The following is a 17,194-nucleotide window of genomic DNA, read 5'->3' as shown; positions in this document are numbered from 1 at the left end:
TCGGGGATTCACTGCCGACAGATCTTGCCGACATGCTGTCGCCATCTTAGCGACAGCATGTCGGCGCCCCTCACTGACCCCGGCTACGTCGACGACTACTTCTCGTCGAAGTCACTCAACGGGCCACGCACCATGGCGACCCGGGCGGCATTGAGAATCGCCAGGACGTCGATGACCTCCTGCGCGACGGCACCCATGAGCGGGGTGAGCAGGCCGAAAACCGCGAGGATCATGCCGATGATGCTCAGGGCCATACCGCCCAGGGCTGACTGCAGGGCGATGCGTCGCATCCGCGCACCGATGTGGAGCAGGTCGTCGAGACGTTCGAGGGAGGAGTCGAGGATGACCGCGTCGGCGGCCTCGGAGGTGATGTCGGAACCGGCGCCCATCGCCACGCCCACCGTCGCCACCGCCATCGCAGGCGCATCGTTGATCCCGTCGCCGAGGAACATGGTCGGGCCGCGCCGGTTGTGCTGCTCCACCAGGGCGAGCTTGCCCTCGGGGCTGACGCCGGCGTGAATTTCCTCGATCCCGACCCTGTCCGCGAGATACCTGACCTCGGATTCGCGGTCCCCGGAGATGATCATCAGCGTGTCCACGTTGTGTTTCTTCGGCAGGTGGGCGATGAAGTCATTCGCCGACGAGCGCGGTTCGTCCCGCAACCGGATCATGGCGGCGTAGTGGTCACCGACCAGGACAATCGACTCCATGCCGGAGCTGGTGACCGGGATGATGTCGCGGCTGGCGGGATCGATCTCGTAACTCGTCCGACGGTTGGTGATGCGGATGGGCCGTCCGCCGACCACGCCCCTCAGACCCTGGCCCGGTTTCTCGGAGACCTCGGTGACGTCAGGGAGCGCCAGCTTCCGCGCCTCCGCCCCCTTGCGGATCGCCTCCGCCAGCGGGTGGCGGGAGTACCGCTCCACCGACGCCGCCAACGCCAGGACCTCATCCTCGGTGAAGCCCTCCGCCGTATGGATGTCGGTGATGGCGGGACGTCCGTAGGTGAGGGTGCCGGTCTTGTCGAACATGACCGTCCTGACCTGGGAGGCGTTCTCCAGCATGCCGGGGTTCTTCACGATGATGCCGCGACGGGCCGCCAGCGAGATCGCACCGATGATGGCGACGGGCACGCCGATCAGGAGCGGGCAGGGGGTGGCCACAACGACGACGGCCAGGAAACGCGTCGGATCACCCGAGATCACCCAGCCCAGGATTCCCAGCGCCAGGGCGACGACCGTATACCAGGCCCCCAGCCGGTCCGCGAGGCGACGCATCCCGGGCCGGTTCTCCTCCGCCTCACGCAGGACGCCGACGATCTGGGCGTAGCGGGAGTCCTGCGCAGGCCTGGTGGCGACGATGGTCAACGGGGTGTCGCCGTTGACGGCACCCGACATGACGTCCGACCCCTTCGACTTGCTCACCACATACGGCTCACCCGTCAGGTAGGACTCGTCCATGCTGCCGTGGCCGTCGACGACCTCACCGTCCACGGGACACAGTTCGTGCGGCAGGACGGCGAGCAGGTCGCCCACCCCGATCTCACTGACCGGGACCTCTTCGGTCCCCTCGGCGAACGTGCCCCCCAGCAGCCGGTGCGACGTGGTCGGCGCCCGTCGGGCGAGGGCATCGAGGGTTCCCGAGGCGCGTTTCGACGCCGCCTCCTCGAGCGCCTCACCACCCGAGAGCATGAGGACGATGATGGCCGCGACCAGCCACTCCCCCAGCAGCACTGCCGAGATGATGGAGACGGCCGCCAACGTGTCCGCACCACCGCGGGTCGCGATCGCCGACCTGCCCACCTCGATCATCAACGGAATACCGCCGAGAACGACCATCAGCACGAGCGGCCAGTCCCGCGCCCAGCTCTCCAACCCGAAGCCGAACCACAGGATGAGATGCAGCGCGATGGCGACGAGGGTGGCGACGGTGATCGCCCCGTCGCGTGAACGGATGAACAGGACCCAGGGTTCAGGCGCTCGAGGAGGAGTCGTGCTCGTTGTCGCTGTGGTGGTCATACCACCATTGTTCTCCAGAAAAGGCGGACTTACCAGGAAGTACAGGCTGCCCTCACCACTTCAACCACCCTTTCTCAGGCGATTGCACTCCCCCGGAAGCATGTGGTCACATCTCCCCCGACCCATACGTTCCCATCCGCAGCGCATTCGACGGACACTGATCCGGCGCGTCCGAGTCTGGTCCCCTGGGACACCCGGTAGCTGCCGTCGACCTGCCCCACGCGGCGCAGCCACTGGGCGACGGAGGCGTTCAGGCTGCCGGTCACCGGATCCTCACCACTGCCGGCGAAAGGGACGAAGGCGCGGATCTCGAAGGCGAATGGGGCTCCCTCCGGGTAGGCCCCGATCACCCCGAACTTCAGCTCTCCCGTCACGCGGAGATCCGGCTCCAACGCCAGAACCTCAGCGGCACTGCGCAGCTGCACCACACACCAGCCGGGCCCGTTGTCCACCCACTGGTGGCCGATCACCTCCTCGCGGAGGACGCCGAGGGCGGCACAGATCCGATCCAGGGTCTCCTCCTCCAACGGGCCGCGACGGATGGTGGGCGGTGCCGCGAAGAAGAGCTGTTCCCCCGCCTGCCTGATGTCCACCAGGCCGGCCCCGCATTCCTGCACCAGCATCCCCTCGCGCCGGGGAACACCACCGTTGCCCAACCAGGCCTGCGCCGAACCGAGGGTGGGGTGGCCGGCGAAGGGCAGCTCGCCGGTGGGGGTGAAGATGCGCACACGGTAGTCGGCCCCAGGGTGGCTCGGAGGAAGGAGAAAAGTGGTTTCCGAGAGGTTCGTCCAGTTGGCGATCCGGCGCATCTCCACCTCGTCAAGCCCCTGTGCGTCGAGGATGACGGCCAAGGGGTTTCCCCGGTAGGGCTCGGCGGAGAAGACGTCGACCTGCGCGAAGTCTCGGTTTCGGCTCATGCTCCCGAGTATAGGAGCGCCGGAGCACCTCCCCGCCCCCGGTGAGGGGGAAGCCGCTCAGGACAGGAAAACGCGGCGTGAGACTTGAAGTCTCACGCCGCGTTCACGCTGGCCGGGGGTTGAGGCTTAGGCCTCGGCAGCGTAGTTCTTCTGCACCGAGGAGTCGACCGGGACGCCCGGGCCGTTGGTGGAGGAGAGGGTGATCTTCTTCAGGTAGATGCCCTTGGCGGAGGACGGCTTGATGCGGAGCAGCTCGTCGAGCAGTGCGCCGTAGTTCTCAGCCAGAGCCTTCTCGTCGAAGGATGCCTTGCCGATACCGGCGTGCAGGTTGGAGGCCTTGTCCACGCGGAAGGAGATCTTTCCGCCCTTGACGTCGGCGACAGCCTTGGCGACGTCGGTGGTGACGGTGCCGGTCTTCGGGTTGGGCATCAGGCCACGCGGGCCGAGCACGCGGGCGACGCGGCCGACCTTGGCCATCTGGTCCGGGGTGGCGATGGCGACGTCGAAGTCGATGGTGCCGGCGGTGATCTGCTCGATCAGCTCGTCGGTGCCCACGATGTCAGCGCCCGCGGCCTCAGCCTCGGTGGCCTTCTCGCCGGCGGCGAAGACGGCGACGCGGACGGTCTTACCGGTGCCGTGCGGCAGGGAGACGGTGCCACGAACCAGCTGATCAGCCTTGCGCGGGTCAACGCCCAGGCGGATGGCGACGTCGACGGTGGAGTCGAAGTTCTTGGAGGAGGTCTCCTTGATCAGCTTGGCGGCCTCGATCGGCGTGTAGTCGCGGTTCTTGTCGACCAGCGCGGCGGCGGCCTTGTATGCCTTGGAGTTCTTGCTCATTGTGCAATTCCTTCTTGGGAGGGATTGGTGTGGTCAGGCGGGCCGTAGCTGGCCCTGCCACAGTTATCGGGAGAGGGAGGGATTAACCCTGGACCTCGATGCCCATGGAGCGGGCGGTACCGGCGACGATCTTGGCGGCTGCGTCGATGTCACGGGCGTTGAGGTCTTCCTTCTTGGTCTCAGCGATCTCACGAACCTGAGCCATGGTGACCTTGCCCACCTTCTGGGTGTGCGGGACGCCGGAGCCCTTCTGCAGGCCAGCGGCCTTCAGGAGCAGCTTGGCGGCCGGCGGGGTCTTCAGCTTGAACTCGAAGCTGCGGTCCTCGTAGACGGTGATCTCAACCGGGATGACGTTGCCGCGCTGGGACTCGGTCGCTGCGTTGTAGGCCTTGCAGAACTCCATGATGTTGACGCCATGGGCACCGAGAGCCGGGCCGACCGGCGGAGCCGGGTTAGCGGCGCCAGCATCGATCTGCAGCTTGATGAGGCCAGTGACCTTCTTCTTCTTCTTGGGAGCCATCGAATTACCTCGTTCCGTGTTACCGGTAACCGCCACGATGATGACGGCAACCGTCCGGATGCCGGGCCCCGCTACCAGGACGAATGTCGCTGGATCTTCACGTATCCCGGCCACCGGGGATGAATGCCTGAATGTCGCGCACAAGACGTGCGCGCGCGATGGTCAAGCCTACGGCACGAGAAGGGCGCCGCCCAAATCGCTAGTTGATCTTCTCGATCTGGTCGTAGGTCAGCTCCACCGGGGTCTCACGACCGAAGATGGAGACCAGCGCCTGGATCTTACCGGTGGCCGGATCGATCTCGGAGATCGTCGCGGACACGGAGGCCAGCGCACCGGTGAGGATGGTGACGGCCTCGCCCACCTGGAAGTCCATCGCCAGGGTCGGCTTCGTCTGCCCCTCCGGCATCGCGACGACCTTCTCGCCCTCAGAAGTGACGGCCGCGGCCTCGCCCTCGACGGTGACGTCCTTCGGCATGAGGAACTTCGCGACGTCGCGGTGCTTCACGATGGTTGCGTTGCCCTCGTTGCCCACGAAGCTCGTCACACCCGGGGTGTCACGGACGACGGACCAGGCCTTGTCGTTCATCTCCATGCGGACGAGCACGTAGCCCGGCAGCAGCTTGCGCTTGACCGTCTTGCGCTTGCCGTCCTTGATCTCGATGACCTGCTCGATCGGCACGACGACGTCGTAGATGTACTCCTCGACCTCCAGGGTCTGGGCGCGCATGTCGAGGTTGGTCTTCACCTTGTTCTCATAACCCGAGTAGCACTGGATGATGTACCAGTCTCCCGGCTGCTTCTTCAGCTCACGGGTGTACTCGCGCAGGCGACGACGGTACTCGGCCTCCACATCCTCCTCAGTGGTGTCGCCCAGTGCCGCCGCGGCGGCAGCCAGGGAATCCTCCTCGGTCTGCTCCGGCTCAGCCTCCAGCCCGGTCGTGGTGAGATCAGACTCAGCGGCGACGGTCTCGTCGGAGTCGGCGGGGGCGTCGCCGAGCAGCTCGGCGGGATCGGTCGTCTCGGGAATGTTCTCGGATGCGAATTCTTCGCTCATGATGCTCCAGGTGTGTAGGGCAATTCGGAAAGGCCGGTTCAAGCCAGTTTAGCGGCCGCGGCCAATGAATAATCCCGCCGACCCTGGGGGGCTCGACGGGATGAAAACTGATGGTGAAGACTGTACCTAAGGAGAGAGGATCTTCTCAACTCCGAGGCCCGCCACGAAGTCCACGCTTGACACCAGCGCAGTCACCACGATGAGGAACGTGAACACCACGAGGGTGTACACAACCATCTGACGAGCGGTCGGCCAGATGACCTTCCGCATCTCCGAGACGACCTCCGGCAGGAAGCTGGTGGCGCCGCCACCCGGCTTCTCATCCTCCGGATCAGCCTTGACCACACGCTTCGCCTCGTACGACGAGGCAGTGGTGGTGCCGACGCCCGTCATCTGACGCTTGCCGGTCGGGCGGGCCGCACCGGGCTGGCTGGGCTGTTGATCGGTCACAGCACTCCTCGCAAAAGATGTCTCGTGTTCAGAACTCCGTCGAGCCTACCAGAGCCCCGTTCCGGAAAGCAGAACGGGCCGGCACTGAGGGAAACCCTCAGCGACCGGCCCGTATCGGCAGGGGCGACAGGACTCGAACCTGCAACCTACGGTTTTGGAGACCGTTGCTCTACCAATTGAACTACGCCCCTTGGTGCGCTGCCTGAACAGCACGATTCACCTTACCAGATGGTCAATTCCTTGAGAAACTACCTGCTGGCCGGCAAACCGGTAGCGATGGCGGGAATTGAACCCGCGACACAGCGATTATGAGTCGCTTGCTCTACCACTGAGCTACACCGCCTGGTGGCCGTTTCACACTTCCTCCAGCCACCGACGGTTAACCTGTGACCGAGGGAGAAAAGAAACAGAGCCCCCTATCAGAATCGAACTGATGACCTTCTCCTTACCATGGAGACACTCTACCGACTGAGCTAAGGGGGCTTAGCTTCCGAAGGATGCAGGCGCTATTTCTTTTGCCCGCTCCGTTGAAGCCTTGAACAGATTAACCTGACACGTTGGAGATACACAAATCGCCACTTCAAAGCGCATTTTCGTGCCCCTCAACAGGCCGCCGGAACCTGCTGTCCGGAACCCCTTCCGGCACCTTCCGGAGGGGACCGGGGCCGGCCGACGGCAGGCGCCGGGACCCGGGGTAACCCAGAGAACGACAAAACCCACCCGAACGAATTGTTCGGGTGGGTCTGAAGTTGTGCCAGGTACAAGATTCGAACTTGTGTAGGCGTAAGCCGGCGGATTTACAGTCCGCTCCCATTGGCCGCTCGGGCAACCTGGCGTGCACCACATGGTGCGTGACATACTCTACTACGATGTACCCGACGCTCTGCAAATCGGCAGGTCAGCGGGGCTATCCGACGCGCTGGATGGTGTAGTTGGCCAGCATGCGCAACGCGTTGGTGGCGGCGGACTCCGGGAGGCGATCCATCTGGGCCTCGGCTTCGGCGAGGTAGCGGCGGACGTCGTCCAGCGCGCGCTGGCGGCCGTTGGAGCGCCCGAGGAGGGTGAGGGCGCGTTCGACCTCGGCGTCGTCGGAAAGCGGGCCCGTGAGCAGTCCCCTGAGCTCTTCGCCGACCTCGCTGTCCTCCTCGAGGGCGTAGAGAACGGGGAGGGTGAACACGCCTTCGCGCAGATCGGTGCCGGGGGTCTTGCCGGATTCTTCGTGCGCGGAGAAGATGTCGATGATGTCGTCGACGATCTGGAAGATCATGCCGATGGCGGCACCGATGCGCGACAGGGCGTCGATGTGCGCATCACTGGCACGGGAATGGTACGCGCCGAGGTAGCCGGCGGAGGAGATGAGCACACCCGTCTTCTCGTGGATGACGTCCATGTAGTGCTCGACGGGGTCCCGCCCCTCCGCGCCGATGGTTTCGCGCATCTGGCCGGTGACCAGGCCCTGGAAGGTCGCGGCGAAATGGCCGACGGTGTGGGTGTCCAGTTCGCTCATCAGCCGGGAGGCGTGGGCGAAGAGGATGTCACCGGCGAGGATCGCGACGGCGTTGTCCCACCGGGCGTTGGCGGACTCCACCCCGCGCCGCAGATCGGCCTCGTCCATGACGTCGTCGTGGTACAGGGTGGCCAGATGAACCGTCTCCAGGACCGCGGCGGCCTTGACTACGTTCGGGGAGCCTGCTTCGGGGCCGTACTGGGAGGCGAGGAGCGTCATCATCGGACGGAAGCGTTTGCCACCGGCCTCGAGCAGGTGGGTGACCTTGTCGACGAGGAAATCCTCGCCTTTCGCCAGTTCCTCGCGCAGCATGACCTCAACCTCGGCCATTCCGGTCGCGATGCGCTCATTGAGCTCGGCGTCTCCCAGATCCACGTTCCCGGCGGGGGTGGTCTGATAGGTAGTGCCGTTGGTCATGTCGAGGTGTCCTTGCAGCGGTCTGACGGTGAGGATGATCGCACTCAACCGTAGTCCAAAGTGACCCCACCCCGTACTAAGGGGTGGCGTGGGATGCCACAATAGGTCGCATGAGTGGAAATGCCGGTCTTGTCGATGTCCTGATTGTCGGTGCAGGGCCCGCAGGTTCCGCCGCCGCGATCCACGCAGCCGAGGCAGGGCTCGAGGTCCTGCTTCTCGACGCCGCGACTTTCCCCCGCGACAAGACCTGCGGCGATGGTCTCACCCCCCGCGCCATCCATCAGCTGGGACGTCTCGGCCTGGCGGAGGCGGTGACGGCCGACTACCACAACAAGGGCCTCAAGCTGCACGGCTTCGGCGGCTCCGTCACGGCGCCCTGGCCGGAGGGGACCTACGGCACGCTCGGCTCGGCGATGCCGCGCACGACGTTCGACCACCTGCTGGTGAACACCGCCGTCGAGCGGGGCGCGACCCTGTGGGAGGGGGCGACGGCCACCGGCGTGGAGTTCGCGGGACGGCGGGTGGATGTGGTCACGGTGAGGCACGGGGGCGTCGAGAAGCAGATTCGCCCCCGCTGGCTGCTCGTGGCGGACGGGGTGCGCTCGACCTTCGGCAAGCTGCTGGGCAGGCAGTGGCACCGTGGCGAGGTGTACGGCATCGCGGCACGGTCCTACTGCACGTCACCGATGTCGGATGAGCCGTGGATCCATTCGCACGTGGAGCTCCGCGACGCCGACGGCACCGTCCAGCCCGGCTACGGTTGGATCTTCCCGCTCGGCGATGGTCGGGTGAACCTCGGCGCCGGCGCACTGTCCACAGATGCCCGCCCCGCGAAGGTGAACACGAAGAAGCTGCTCACGCATTATGCGGCGCAGCGTCGCGGGGAATGGCGGCTCGGCCCGGAGCAGGACGTCGCCTCCGCACTTCTGCCGATGGGTGGCGCGGTCTCCGATGTGGCGGGCGCCAACTGGCTGCTCATCGGCGATGCCGCGGCCCTGGTCAACCCGCTCAACGGCGAGGGCATCGACTACGGGCTGGAGTCCGCCGAGATGGCCGTGAACCTGCTGCGGCCGGGGCGCGACCTCACACTGGTGTGGCCGCACGTACTGCGCGAGACCTACGGCGAGGCGTTTCTCCTGGCGCGCACCGCGGCCCGGCTGCTCACCTACCCGCAGTTCCTGCCTTTCGTGGGTCCCCTCGGCCTGCGGGGCCCCGTCGGCGCCGGGATCATGCCGGCCGCCGCGCGACTGATGGGCAACCTCATCGCCGACGAGGACCGCGACCTCATCGCACGTGCCTGGCGGCTCGCCGGCTCCGCGGTGTCCCGGGTGCGCCGCGACACCCCCCTGTGGTCTACAACGGCTTGACCGCCGAGTGCAGGGCCACGATCCCGAGGGAGAGGTTCTGCCAGCCGGCGTTCTCCCACCCGTTGGCGTTGATCACCTGTGCCAGGCCCTCCTGGTCCGGCCAGGCGCGGATCGACTCCGCGAGGTAGATGTAGGCGTCCGGGTTGGATGAGACCAGGCGCGCCACCTGCGGCAACAGACGCATGAGGTACTCCTTGTAGGCCGTGCCGAAAACCGGCACCACCGGGGTCGAGAACTCCGCGACAGTCAGGCGGCCACCCGGCCTGGTCACCCGGGCCAGCTCCCGCAGCCCGGCCTCGTGGTCATGGATGTTGCGCAGTCCGTAGGAGATGGTCACCGCGTCGAAGGAGTTGTCCGCGAAAGGCAGCTGCATACCGTCGCCGACGACTTTCGGCACATCGCGGCCCCTGCCCGCCGCGAGCATGCCCTGGGAGAAGTCGCACGCCACGCACCAGGCGCCCGATTTCGCCAGCTCCACCGTGGAGACGGCGGTGCCGGCCGCCAGGTCCAGGACCTTCTCCCCCGGTTTCAGGTTGAGCCGCTCGCGGGTACGTCGACGCCACCGGGCGTCCTGCCCGAAGGACAGGATCGTGTTGGTCAGGTCGTACTTCGCCCCGACGTCGTCGAACATTGACGCAACGTCGAAGGGTTTCTTGTCCAGGTCTGCCTTAGCCACGATCCCGAGTCTAGGTCAGCGCGCCTCAGGCGACGCGGGCACCCAGCGCCTTGGCGGCCCACAGCGGCAACTCGGGGCGCGGGCCGAAGAATGTCAGGGGAACACGACGGGTCTCTTCGATGGCCTCACCGTAGTAGCCGAGCAGCTGCTCACACAGGGCTTCCCAGGTCTTGTCCCCCACCGAGACCCGCGCGTTCCTGCGCAGCTGCTCGTGGCGGTCACGGTGGAGCAGCCACTCGGCCGCGGCGGGAAGGTCACGGGAGAAGGTGCCGACATCGAGGAGCAGGCCGTTGTAGTGGTCCTGGATCAGATCCACCGGGCCACCGGCACGCGGACCGATGGTGGGCACGCCGGAGGCCTGCGCCTCCTGGATGGCCTGGCAGAACGTCTCGAACTCGCCGGCGTGGACGAACAGGTCCAGGGAGGCGTAGGCCCGTGCGAGCTCCTCGCCGCCCAGCGCGCCGGTGAACACGGCGTTCGGCATCAGCGACTGCAGCTCACCGCGGGAGGGCCCGTCGCCGACGATGACCAGCTGGATGTCCCGACGCCCGTGCAGGGAGACCAGGCGGGCAACGCCCTTCTCCGCGGCCAGCCGGCCGACGAAACCGACGATCTTCTTCCGGCCGGTCGGATCCCACTGGCGGCGCAGCTGCGCCGAACGCTTCTCGGGATGGAAGCGGACGGCGTCGACTCCGCGGCCCCAGTGGTGGACGTTGTTGATGCCGTGGGACTCCAGATCCGCGATGGTCAGGGAGGACGGTGCCAGGGTCAGCTGGCACATGTTGTGGATGTGGCGCGTCCAGTCCCAGGCGGCGTTGGCCAGCGGCGTGAGGTTGTACTTGGTGGCGAAACCGGCCACATCCGTCTGATACAGCGCCACCGCCGGCACCCGGAGCTGGCGGGCAGCGAAGGCGCCGGCCGCGCCGAGCACGAAGGGACTGGCCAGATGGATGAGATCCGGGCGGAAGACACGCAGAGCGTCAGTGACGGTGGCGTTGGGCACGCCGATCGGCAGCGAGTCGATCAGCGGGACACGCACCGTGGGCACCCGCACGATTTCGAAGCCGAGATATTCGCTGATCTCCTCCTGGAAATCGCGCGCTCCCGGCGCGACGACCAATGCTTCGTGCCCCTCCCGGTGCAGATGTTCGAGAACCCGGAGAACCGAGTTCGTCACACCGTTGACATTGGGAAGGAAGGACTCCGCGACGATGGCTACACGCATGCGTGACATCCTCTCCCGTCCAGGCGACATCGCCTTGATATCCAGCTTTACTCCGGGCGAACTTTCGGTGAACGCGTCGCCCGCCGGGTGGAGTGATCCACCGCCCACCACAATAGCGCCGCGAGAACCGTGGCCAGGAACGCAACACTCAGGGCCGGGATGATGGCCAGGGTCCATTGCCGACCCTCCACCTTCACCAGATCGGGGTCCGATTTCGCGTACGCCACCCATACCCGCTGCCCCTCCCCCAGCCCCGTCGGATACAGCAGTCCCGTCGGCGGGGAGTGGTAGATCCCGTCTTCGTCGCGGTACTCCACCGTGGTGCGCAGCCAGTCCGTACCCGTCACCGTCGCCAGCGCCCGGCCGGGCTCGGCGTTGATGCTCCGGTCGTTGAGCGCGGGCCCGACGACCATGGCCACGCTGCCGAGCATGGCCACGGCGTAGAACATCAGCACCAGCTGCCGCCCCCGCCGTCCGAAGCGTTCCGTCACCAGCCGACCCTCTCCCGCAGTGCCTCGTGCAGCTCTCGACGGGTGGTGCGCGTCGTGCGGGCCTCGACGACTGTCAGTCCCTCGGACGGTTCGGTGAGGGCGTCGATAAGTTCCTGCAGCGTCCCCACCTCCCGGTGATGGACGCCGTAGCCCGCACAGAGGTTGCTTATCGACGCCCCGTGCGGCGTCCCGAAGACCCGCTCGAAACTGCTCCGCAGTGGTTCCGCTCCGATCTCGAGTGTCTCGAAGATCCCACCGCCGTCATCGTTGGCGACGACGATCGTCAGGTTCTCCGGATGCGCGTCCCCGGGACTGATGAACAGGCCCCCCACGTCATGCAGGAAGGTGACGTCCCCCATCAATGCCACCGTGCGCGGGGCCCGGGGCTCTTCCGGGTGCGCGGCCTGCACCGCCAGTGCCACGCCGACGGCCTGGGACACGGTGCCGTCGATACCCGCGGCACCGCGCGGCGAATACGTGTCCACTCCGTCATAGGGCAACCCGACGAAGCTGGCGTCCCGCACCGGGTTGGACGCACCCAGCACGAGGGAGTCCCCCGTGCCCAACGTGTCGGAGACGGCTGCCGCGACATGCAGGCCGGTGAAGCCGTGGGCGGGATCAACGAGAGTCAGACGCACTGCGTCGGCGGCGAGCTCCGAGGCCGCCGAGCAGATCTTCAACCACTGCGCGGTCGGCTCACCGGTGGCCTTCACCGTCGTGCCGCGGGTCGAATCCCGGCGCGGACCAGTGAAATCCTCCGAACGCGACAACGTGATCAGGTCAATCTCGGGATCATCGAGCAGAGCGATCACGTCACGGTGCAGCGTCGGGTGCCCCACCACGATGACCTGCTCCGGCTTCGTCTCCACCACGTAGTCGTTCGCACTGACCTGCTGACGCCTGAAGACCTTGGCCGCCAGCGGGTGCACCGGATGGTACGGGGCGGGCGCCGTCGGCTCTGCGATGGTCGGGACGTCCTCCAGCCCGTCGACGGCCCACGCCTCGTCACCGGCGATGACCAGGGTGTTCCGGGTCAGATCGACCGCCACCTCGCCATGGTTCTTCGGCCGCGGCGTGGGCGCGCGATGGAGGGTACGGCTCGTCGGCTCTCCCGGCAGCTCATCGCTGACCAGCGGATCGTCCAGCTCGACATTGATGTGCACCTGGTTCCGGGTGGTGAATGCCTCCGCCAGGAACGGGACGTCCCCATGTTCCCGGATCTCGGTGGTGCCGGCATACCTGCCGAAGATCCCGACCTGGTCAATCGTCTGGCTCGCACCCGTGCCCTGCAACCTGCGGGGCCGATCCGCGCTGACCACAGCCAACGGCACGTGGGAGTAGTGCGCCTCCACCATCGCCGGCAGGCAGTTCGCCACCGCCGTACCCGAGGTCATCACCACGGCCACGTGCCGCTTCTGCACCCGCGCCAGGCCGAGTGCCAGGAAAGCGGCGCTGCGCTCATCCAGACGGACATGGACCTTGATGTCCTTGCGCGCGAGAAGCGCCAGCGAGAGCGGGGAATTGCGTGAACCGGGACAGATCACCACGTCGCTGACATGGCGGGAAAGCTGCTCGACGACGGACTGCGCCAGGTTGATCGACTCGGGTTGCATGGGCCCGAGTCTAGTTGCCGGGTCCGGGGGGCAGGGAACTCCGCTAACTCGGAGGCACCCTACTGGGCGGGCGTGGGTTCACCGCCGCCGGTGAAGCGCTCGAGAAGACCGTCGAGATCAATCCCGGGGACACCGGAGGGCAGGATGTCGCTCGGGATTTCGGTGGGGATCTCCGTGGGCAGGCGCGGGGCCTCGCGGGTGACGGTTTCGGTGAGGGTCTGGGACACCGTGGACGTGACGGTGACGGGTGCCGGCGGCTCCCGGTCAGCCTCGGCGGCGGCGTTCCGCCAGAGGAAGAAGAAGGCCACCGCGGCAAGCAGCGTCAGACCGAAGAGAATGCCCAGCAGCATGGGCAGCGCGCCACGGGACTTCTTCTCCTCCGGTGGGCGGTACGGCTCCTGATACGCGGGCTGCTGGTACTGCGGCTCCTGGTACCGGTAGTTCGGGTCCGACTCTCCCGGGAAGTACTGCCGCGGACGATCCCCGCCGGAACCACCGGGGCCACCCACCGGGCCGAGGTAGCGTGTTTCGTCGTGGCCGTCGGAGGGGTTGCGCGGGTTCATGCGGACCAAACTACACGTAACGGTGGGCGTCGCGAACCCGCTGGAACCACCAGTCGCGCCGCCCGGCGGGTGCCGCGAGGGCTGCCAGCCGGTCAGGGGCGGGCGACACGGGGTCGACGGAGAGGAAGCCGTCGATAATCTCGCGGGGAGGCGCGACGTCCTCGACGAACAGGGAACCTGTGGCCAGGCCGGCGGCGGGGGGTGGGACGTCCATGGCGTCGTCGTCGGTGAGCGTGGGCAGTGCGGCGACGGCTGCCAGGCCGGCGTTCATGCCGACGGCGGTGTCCAGGGCGGAGGCGACGGTGACGTCCATGTGGCGGGCCCGCAGGTCTGCGGCCAGGTCAAGGACTCGCTGCACGCCTCCCAGCGGGGCGACCTTGACCACGGCGACGTCGGCGGCCCTGAGGTCGGCGACGCGGTAGGGGTCGTCGCTGCGCCGGATGGATTCGTCGGCGGCGACGCGGATGAACATGCCGGAGCGCATGAACTGACTGCGCAGTTCGGCGAGCTCCTCCACCGAATGGCAGGGCTGCTCCATGTAGTCCAGCGGGCCCAGGGCGCGGGCGGCGTCGAGTGCCTCCGGGACGGTCCAACCCTGGTTTGCGTCGACCCGGATCACGGCGCCCGGGATGGCGTCCCGGACGGCCTGCACGCGGGCGACGTCGTCCGCCAGGGTCTGCCCCTTCTCCGCAACCTTCACCTTCACCACGCGGCACCCGGGGTAGCGGGCCAGGACCTCAGCCACCTGGGCGGCGGGGACAGCGGGGACGGTGGCGTTGACCTCGATGAAGGGGCGTCGGGAAGCTGGGAAGCCGACGAAGGCGGCCTCCAGACCGGAGCGGAGCCAGGCGGCGGATTCCTGTGCGTCGTACTCCAGGAAGGGGGAGAATTCCCCCCACCCGGCGGGGCCGTCGATGAGCAGCGCCTCGCGCGTATCGACGCCCCGGAACCTCACCGCCATCGGCAGTGCGACGACGTGGGCGCGGTCCAGAATCTCATCGATGGTGGGGTACATGGGCTTCACCTTAGATAAGGCGGGTTCCGGTGTCGTCGATGAGCAGGGCCTCACCGTCGCGGAGCAGGACGAGCCGATGGTCGGACCCGTAGTTCCGCACGGTCTCAGCGAACACGTCGATGGGGAACTGCGGGTTGTCGGTGCCGACGTGGGGGATGACGACGTAATCGGTCAGCCCCAGGCCCCGGTAGTCCTTGAGCCCGGGGGCGAGCGCGGACGAGTCGAGCAGGCTCACGGGTCCGATGTGCGGGCCGGCGACGACAGCACCGGCGCTGCAGCCGATGTAGGGCAGCCCGGCGGGGACGTGGCGGACCAGGACTTCATCGGCGCCGGTGGAGCGCAGAACGTGCAGGAGATCGAAGGTCTCGCCACCCGCGACGTAGACGGCGTCGGCGGAGGCGAGGGTGCGCTCGACGTCAGCGGGCGGAGTGGAACTCAGCGGCAGTTCGATGATGGTGTAGCCGGCATCGCGGAGCATTCCCCGTTCGACCTGGGCGTACGGGTGATCCGCGAAGGTTCTGGCGGCGTCCGGGATGTAGGCCACGCTGCCGGAGGCGAAGTCACGGAGGGTCTCATGCCCGAATGAGGTCAGCAGGAGCTTCATGAGGCAAGTGTACGGACCCCGAATTTCCCACAGACTGTTGCGCGCGTCACATTTGATGGAGGATGGGGGCATGACTGATCCGAAGCAGAAACTGACCGCCGCCGACGTCGAGGCCGCGGGACTGACCGGTTGGCGCCATGCCGGCGACAACATCCAGGTGGAGTACAGCACCGGGGATTTCACCACCGGGCTGCGCCTGGTCACCCTCATCGGTGAATCGGCGGACGCCGCGAACCATCATCCGGACATCACGCTCACCTACCCCAGCGTGTCCGTCACCCTGTCCAGTCACGACGTCGGTGGGCTCACCAGTCGTGACATCGACCTGGCCCGCATCATCAGCGGGCATGCCGAAGGTCTGGGGGTGACGCCCGCCTAAGCTGAACGGCATGAGCAACTACAGCACCGACACCCCCTTCGACCCCACCCAGTGGCGGACGGTCGAGGGCTTCGAGGACCTCACCGACATCACCTACCACCGCCACGTGGGCACCGATCGCCGTGACGGCACGGTCCGCATCGCGTTCGACCGTCCGGAGGTGCGCAACGCGTTCCGCCCACATACCGTCGATGAGCTCTACCGCGCGGTCGACCACGCGCGCCGCACCCCGGATGTGGGCGTGGTGCTGATCACGGGCAACGGGCCGAGCGGGAAGGACGGCGGCTGGGCGTTCTGTTCCGGCGGGGATCAGCGCATCCGGGGCCGTTCCGGCTACCGCTACGCCGAGGGCGAGACCGAGGACACCGTGGACGAGGCCCGCACGAAGGTGGAGGGTGGCCGCCTGCACATCCTCGAGGTTCAGCGCCTGATCCGGACGATGCCGAAGGTGGTGATCGCCGTGGTCAACGGCTGGGCGGCCGGCGGCGGACACTCGCTGCACGTGGTGTGCGACCTGACGATCGCCTCGCGCCAGGAGGCCCGTTTCAAGCAGACGGACGCCGACGTCGGCTCCTTCGACGCCGGTTACGGCTCCGCCTACCTGGCCAAGCAGGTGGGCCAGAAGTTCGCCCGCGAGATCTTCCACCTGGGACGGACGTATTCCGCGGAGGACATGCAGCGGATGGGCGCGGTCAACATCGTCGCGGACCACGCCGATCTGGAGGAGGAGGCCATCCAGGCCGCCCGCGAGATCAACGGCAAGTCCCCCACCGCTCAGCGCATGCTCAAGTTCGCGTTCAACCTGCTCGATGACGGCCTCATGGGCCAGCAGGTCTTCGCGGGTGAGGCCACCCGCCTGGCCTACATGACCGACGAGGCGGTGGAGGGCAAGGAGGCTTTCCTGGAGAAGCGGGATCCGGACTGGTCGGATTTCCCCTACTACTACTGACGCGCCCGGCCGCCCTTCCCCTGTGACCTCCGCCACCCCGTGTTGACATGTCATCAATGTGCCCCTACTCTTCGCTGACATGACAACATACGCAAACGTCGCGCAGCTCATCTCCCGCCTCGTCCTGGGCGTCATCCTCATCGCCCACGGCTGGGACAAGTTCCAGATCACCGGCCTGGAAGGCGTCACCGGCTTCTTCGACAGCCTCGGCATCCCCGCCGCCGCTGCCGCAGCCCCGGCCGTCGCCCTCGTGGAGATCATCGGCGGCATTCTGATCATCATCGGCGCCTTCACCCGCATCACCGGCATCGTGCTCACCCTCCTGATGCTCGGTGCCGCGGTCTTCGCCCACATCGCCCAGGGCATCTTCGTCGCCAACGGCGGCTGGGAGCTCGTCGGCGCCATCGGCGCAGGTACCCTCCTGCTGGCAGGCCTCGGCGCCGGACGATACAGCGTCGACGCCTTCCTGCCCCAGCGTCGCCAGGACGCTCCGGCCGAGAAGCAGCTCCAGAACGCCTAGACCCTCTTCATCAGCGGCGCCACCTCCCCAGGGAGGTGGCGCCGCTTTCACGTGCACCGGGCGCTACGATCA

At 67.0% G+C, this 17,194-nt stretch carries 18 protein-coding genes and 4 tRNA genes; 4 read left to right on the top strand and 18 right to left on the bottom strand.

The annotated features are described in order from the left end of the window. Positions 1 to 95: 95 nt before the first annotated feature. The 11 genes from CETAM_RS02100 to CETAM_RS02050 form a co-directional block, all read right to left on the bottom strand. Complete coding sequence (locus CETAM_RS02100; RefSeq protein WP_156226858.1) at positions 96 to 2,018, bottom strand: heavy metal translocating P-type ATPase; 1,923 nt, start codon at positions 2,016 to 2,018, stop codon at positions 96 to 98. A 74-nt stretch (positions 2,019 to 2,092) separates the two neighbouring features. After that, a complete protein-coding gene (locus tag CETAM_RS02095) occupies positions 2,093 to 2,935 on the bottom strand; it encodes a PhzF family phenazine biosynthesis protein (protein WP_156226857.1) in 843 nt (280 codons plus the stop codon). Positions 2,936 to 3,061: 126 nt separating this feature from the next. After that, on the bottom strand, positions 3,062 to 3,772 hold the full coding sequence (rplA, locus tag CETAM_RS02090; protein ID WP_156226856.1) for a 50S ribosomal protein L1: 711 nt from the start codon (positions 3,770 to 3,772) through the stop codon (positions 3,062 to 3,064). A gap of 82 nt (positions 3,773 to 3,854) precedes the next feature. Further along, positions 3,855 to 4,292, bottom strand: coding sequence for a 50S ribosomal protein L11 (gene rplK, locus CETAM_RS02085; RefSeq protein WP_156226855.1), 438 nt, complete (start codon positions 4,290 to 4,292; stop codon positions 3,855 to 3,857). A gap of 199 nt (positions 4,293 to 4,491) precedes the next feature. Next, positions 4,492 to 5,346: a transcription termination/antitermination protein NusG gene (gene nusG / locus CETAM_RS02080; RefSeq protein ID WP_156226854.1), complete on the bottom strand. Its 855-nt coding sequence runs from the start codon at positions 5,344 to 5,346 to the stop codon at positions 4,492 to 4,494. Positions 5,347 to 5,472: 126 nt separating this feature from the next. Next, positions 5,473 to 5,796 carry a preprotein translocase subunit SecE gene (gene secE / locus CETAM_RS02075; RefSeq protein WP_156226853.1) on the bottom strand — a complete coding sequence of 108 codons (324 nt, stop codon included), beginning with the start codon at positions 5,794 to 5,796 and terminating at the stop codon, positions 5,473 to 5,475. Positions 5,797 to 5,914: 118 nt separating this feature from the next. Beyond that, a tRNA-Trp gene (locus tag CETAM_RS02070) sits at positions 5,915 to 5,987 on the bottom strand. A gap of 80 nt (positions 5,988 to 6,067) precedes the next feature. Further along, positions 6,068 to 6,139, bottom strand: a tRNA-Met gene (locus tag CETAM_RS02065). 67 nt (positions 6,140 to 6,206) lie between these two features. Beyond that, positions 6,207 to 6,279: transfer RNA gene (locus CETAM_RS02060), tRNA-Thr, on the bottom strand. 269 nt (positions 6,280 to 6,548) lie between these two features. Beyond that, a tRNA-Tyr gene (locus tag CETAM_RS02055) sits at positions 6,549 to 6,631 on the bottom strand. A 72-nt stretch (positions 6,632 to 6,703) separates the two neighbouring features. Beyond that, the gene (locus CETAM_RS02050; RefSeq protein WP_156226852.1) at positions 6,704 to 7,720 is read right to left on the bottom strand and encodes a polyprenyl synthetase family protein; all 1,017 of its coding nucleotides are present in this window, start codon (positions 7,718 to 7,720) and stop codon (positions 6,704 to 6,706) included. A 110-nt stretch (positions 7,721 to 7,830) separates the two neighbouring features. On the opposite strand from CETAM_RS02050, the gene CETAM_RS02045 reads away from it, so the two are divergent. Next, positions 7,831 to 9,087 carry a geranylgeranyl reductase family protein gene (locus CETAM_RS02045; RefSeq protein WP_156226851.1) on the top strand — a complete coding sequence of 419 codons (1,257 nt, stop codon included), beginning with the start codon at positions 7,831 to 7,833 and terminating at the stop codon, positions 9,085 to 9,087. Here CETAM_RS02045 and CETAM_RS02040 read toward each other — a convergent pair. From CETAM_RS02040 to CETAM_RS02010, 7 genes are read right to left on the bottom strand one after another with little or no spacing between them, the layout of a single operon-like run. Then, on the bottom strand, positions 9,074 to 9,763 hold the full coding sequence (locus CETAM_RS02040; RefSeq protein ID WP_156226850.1) for a demethylmenaquinone methyltransferase: 690 nt from the start codon (positions 9,761 to 9,763) through the stop codon (positions 9,074 to 9,076). The two genes, CETAM_RS02045 and CETAM_RS02040, sit on opposite strands and share 14 nt — an antisense overlap. A 25-nt stretch (positions 9,764 to 9,788) precedes the next feature. After that, the gene (locus CETAM_RS02035; protein WP_156226849.1) at positions 9,789 to 10,988 is read right to left on the bottom strand and encodes a glycosyltransferase family 4 protein; all 1,200 of its coding nucleotides are present in this window, start codon (positions 10,986 to 10,988) and stop codon (positions 9,789 to 9,791) included. Between the two features lie 47 nt (positions 10,989 to 11,035). Then, a complete protein-coding gene (locus tag CETAM_RS02030) occupies positions 11,036 to 11,437 on the bottom strand; it encodes a DUF3592 domain-containing protein (RefSeq protein ID WP_156229329.1) in 402 nt (133 codons plus the stop codon). Between the two features lie 38 nt (positions 11,438 to 11,475). Then, a complete protein-coding gene (menD, locus tag CETAM_RS02025) occupies positions 11,476 to 13,092 on the bottom strand; it encodes a 2-succinyl-5-enolpyruvyl-6-hydroxy-3-cyclohexene-1-carboxylic-acid synthase (RefSeq protein ID WP_156226848.1) in 1,617 nt (538 codons plus the stop codon). A 59-nt stretch (positions 13,093 to 13,151) separates the two neighbouring features. Beyond that, positions 13,152 to 13,655 (bottom strand): hypothetical protein, encoded by a 504-nt coding sequence (locus CETAM_RS02020; protein WP_156226847.1) that lies wholly within the window; start codon positions 13,653 to 13,655, stop codon positions 13,152 to 13,154. A 10-nt stretch (positions 13,656 to 13,665) separates the two neighbouring features. Beyond that, entirely contained in the window at positions 13,666 to 14,670 is a 1,005-nt protein-coding gene (locus tag CETAM_RS02015; RefSeq protein ID WP_156226846.1) for an o-succinylbenzoate synthase, read from the bottom strand. A 10-nt stretch (positions 14,671 to 14,680) separates the two neighbouring features. Continuing rightward, the gene (locus CETAM_RS02010; RefSeq protein WP_156226845.1) at positions 14,681 to 15,274 is read right to left on the bottom strand and encodes a Type 1 glutamine amidotransferase-like domain-containing protein; all 594 of its coding nucleotides are present in this window, start codon (positions 15,272 to 15,274) and stop codon (positions 14,681 to 14,683) included. Between the two features lie 70 nt (positions 15,275 to 15,344). Here CETAM_RS02010 and CETAM_RS02005 point away from each other — a divergent pair, with 70 nt between their 5' ends. The 3 genes from CETAM_RS02005 to CETAM_RS01995 all read left to right on the top strand — a co-directional run bounded on the left by CETAM_RS02005 (position 15,345) and on the right by CETAM_RS01995 (position 17,122). Then, the gene (locus CETAM_RS02005) at positions 15,345 to 15,653 is read left to right on the top strand and encodes a 4a-hydroxytetrahydrobiopterin dehydratase (RefSeq protein ID WP_156226844.1); all 309 of its coding nucleotides are present in this window, start codon (positions 15,345 to 15,347) and stop codon (positions 15,651 to 15,653) included. A 10-nt stretch (positions 15,654 to 15,663) separates the two neighbouring features. Continuing rightward, the gene (locus CETAM_RS02000; RefSeq protein ID WP_156226843.1) at positions 15,664 to 16,602 is read left to right on the top strand and encodes a 1,4-dihydroxy-2-naphthoyl-CoA synthase; all 939 of its coding nucleotides are present in this window, start codon (positions 15,664 to 15,666) and stop codon (positions 16,600 to 16,602) included. 79 nt (positions 16,603 to 16,681) lie between these two features. After that, a complete protein-coding gene (locus CETAM_RS01995; RefSeq protein ID WP_156226842.1) occupies positions 16,682 to 17,122 on the top strand; it encodes a DoxX family protein in 441 nt (146 codons plus the stop codon). Positions 17,123 to 17,194 lie beyond the last annotated feature (72 nt).

It is taken from the genome of Corynebacterium comes (assembly GCF_009734405.1).
In the GTDB taxonomy this organism is placed as follows: Bacteria; Actinomycetota; Actinomycetes; order Mycobacteriales; family Mycobacteriaceae; genus Corynebacterium; species Corynebacterium comes.
Note: the sequence above shows the minus strand (reverse complement) of the source record. Positions and strands in the feature narration are given on the sequence as shown.

Excerpts from the sequence above, each read along its gene's own strand:
- rplA (WP_156226856.1), bottom strand. The coding sequence starts at position 3,772 with ATGAGCAAGAACTCCAAGGCATACAAGGCCGCCGCCGCGCTGGTCGAC.
- CETAM_RS02050 (WP_156226852.1), bottom strand. The coding sequence starts at position 7,720 with ATGACCAACGGCACTACCTATCAGACCACCCCCGCCGGGAACGTGGAT.
- CETAM_RS02000 (WP_156226843.1), top strand. The coding sequence starts at position 15,664 with ATGAGCAACTACAGCACCGACACCCCCTTCGACCCCACCCAGTGGCGG.
- CETAM_RS02045 (WP_156226851.1), top strand. The coding sequence starts at position 7,831 with ATGAGTGGAAATGCCGGTCTTGTCGATGTCCTGATTGTCGGTGCAGGG.
- CETAM_RS02015 (WP_156226846.1), bottom strand. The coding sequence starts at position 14,670 with ATGTACCCCACCATCGATGAGATTCTGGACCGCGCCCACGTCGTCGCA.
- rplK (WP_156226855.1), bottom strand. The coding sequence starts at position 4,292 with ATGGCTCCCAAGAAGAAGAAGAAGGTCACTGGCCTCATCAAGCTGCAG.
- CETAM_RS02095 (WP_156226857.1), bottom strand. The coding sequence starts at position 2,935 with ATGAGCCGAAACCGAGACTTCGCGCAGGTCGACGTCTTCTCCGCCGAG.
- CETAM_RS02030 (WP_156229329.1), bottom strand. The coding sequence starts at position 11,437 with ATGTTCTACGCCGTGGCCATGCTCGGCAGCGTGGCCATGGTCGTCGGG.
- CETAM_RS02020 (WP_156226847.1), bottom strand. The coding sequence starts at position 13,655 with ATGAACCCGCGCAACCCCTCCGACGGCCACGACGAAACACGCTACCTC.
- menD (WP_156226848.1), bottom strand. The coding sequence starts at position 13,092 with ATGCAACCCGAGTCGATCAACCTGGCGCAGTCCGTCGTCGAGCAGCTT.
- CETAM_RS02100 (WP_156226858.1), bottom strand. The coding sequence starts at position 2,018 with ATGACCACCACAGCGACAACGAGCACGACTCCTCCTCGAGCGCCTGAA.
- CETAM_RS02010 (WP_156226845.1), bottom strand. The coding sequence starts at position 15,274 with ATGAAGCTCCTGCTGACCTCATTCGGGCATGAGACCCTCCGTGACTTC.
- nusG (WP_156226854.1), bottom strand. The coding sequence starts at position 5,346 with ATGAGCGAAGAATTCGCATCCGAGAACATTCCCGAGACGACCGATCCC.
- CETAM_RS01995 (WP_156226842.1), top strand. The coding sequence starts at position 16,682 with ATGACAACATACGCAAACGTCGCGCAGCTCATCTCCCGCCTCGTCCTG.
- CETAM_RS02005 (WP_156226844.1), top strand. The coding sequence starts at position 15,345 with ATGACTGATCCGAAGCAGAAACTGACCGCCGCCGACGTCGAGGCCGCG.
- CETAM_RS02035 (WP_156226849.1), bottom strand. The coding sequence starts at position 10,988 with ATGCGTGTAGCCATCGTCGCGGAGTCCTTCCTTCCCAATGTCAACGGT.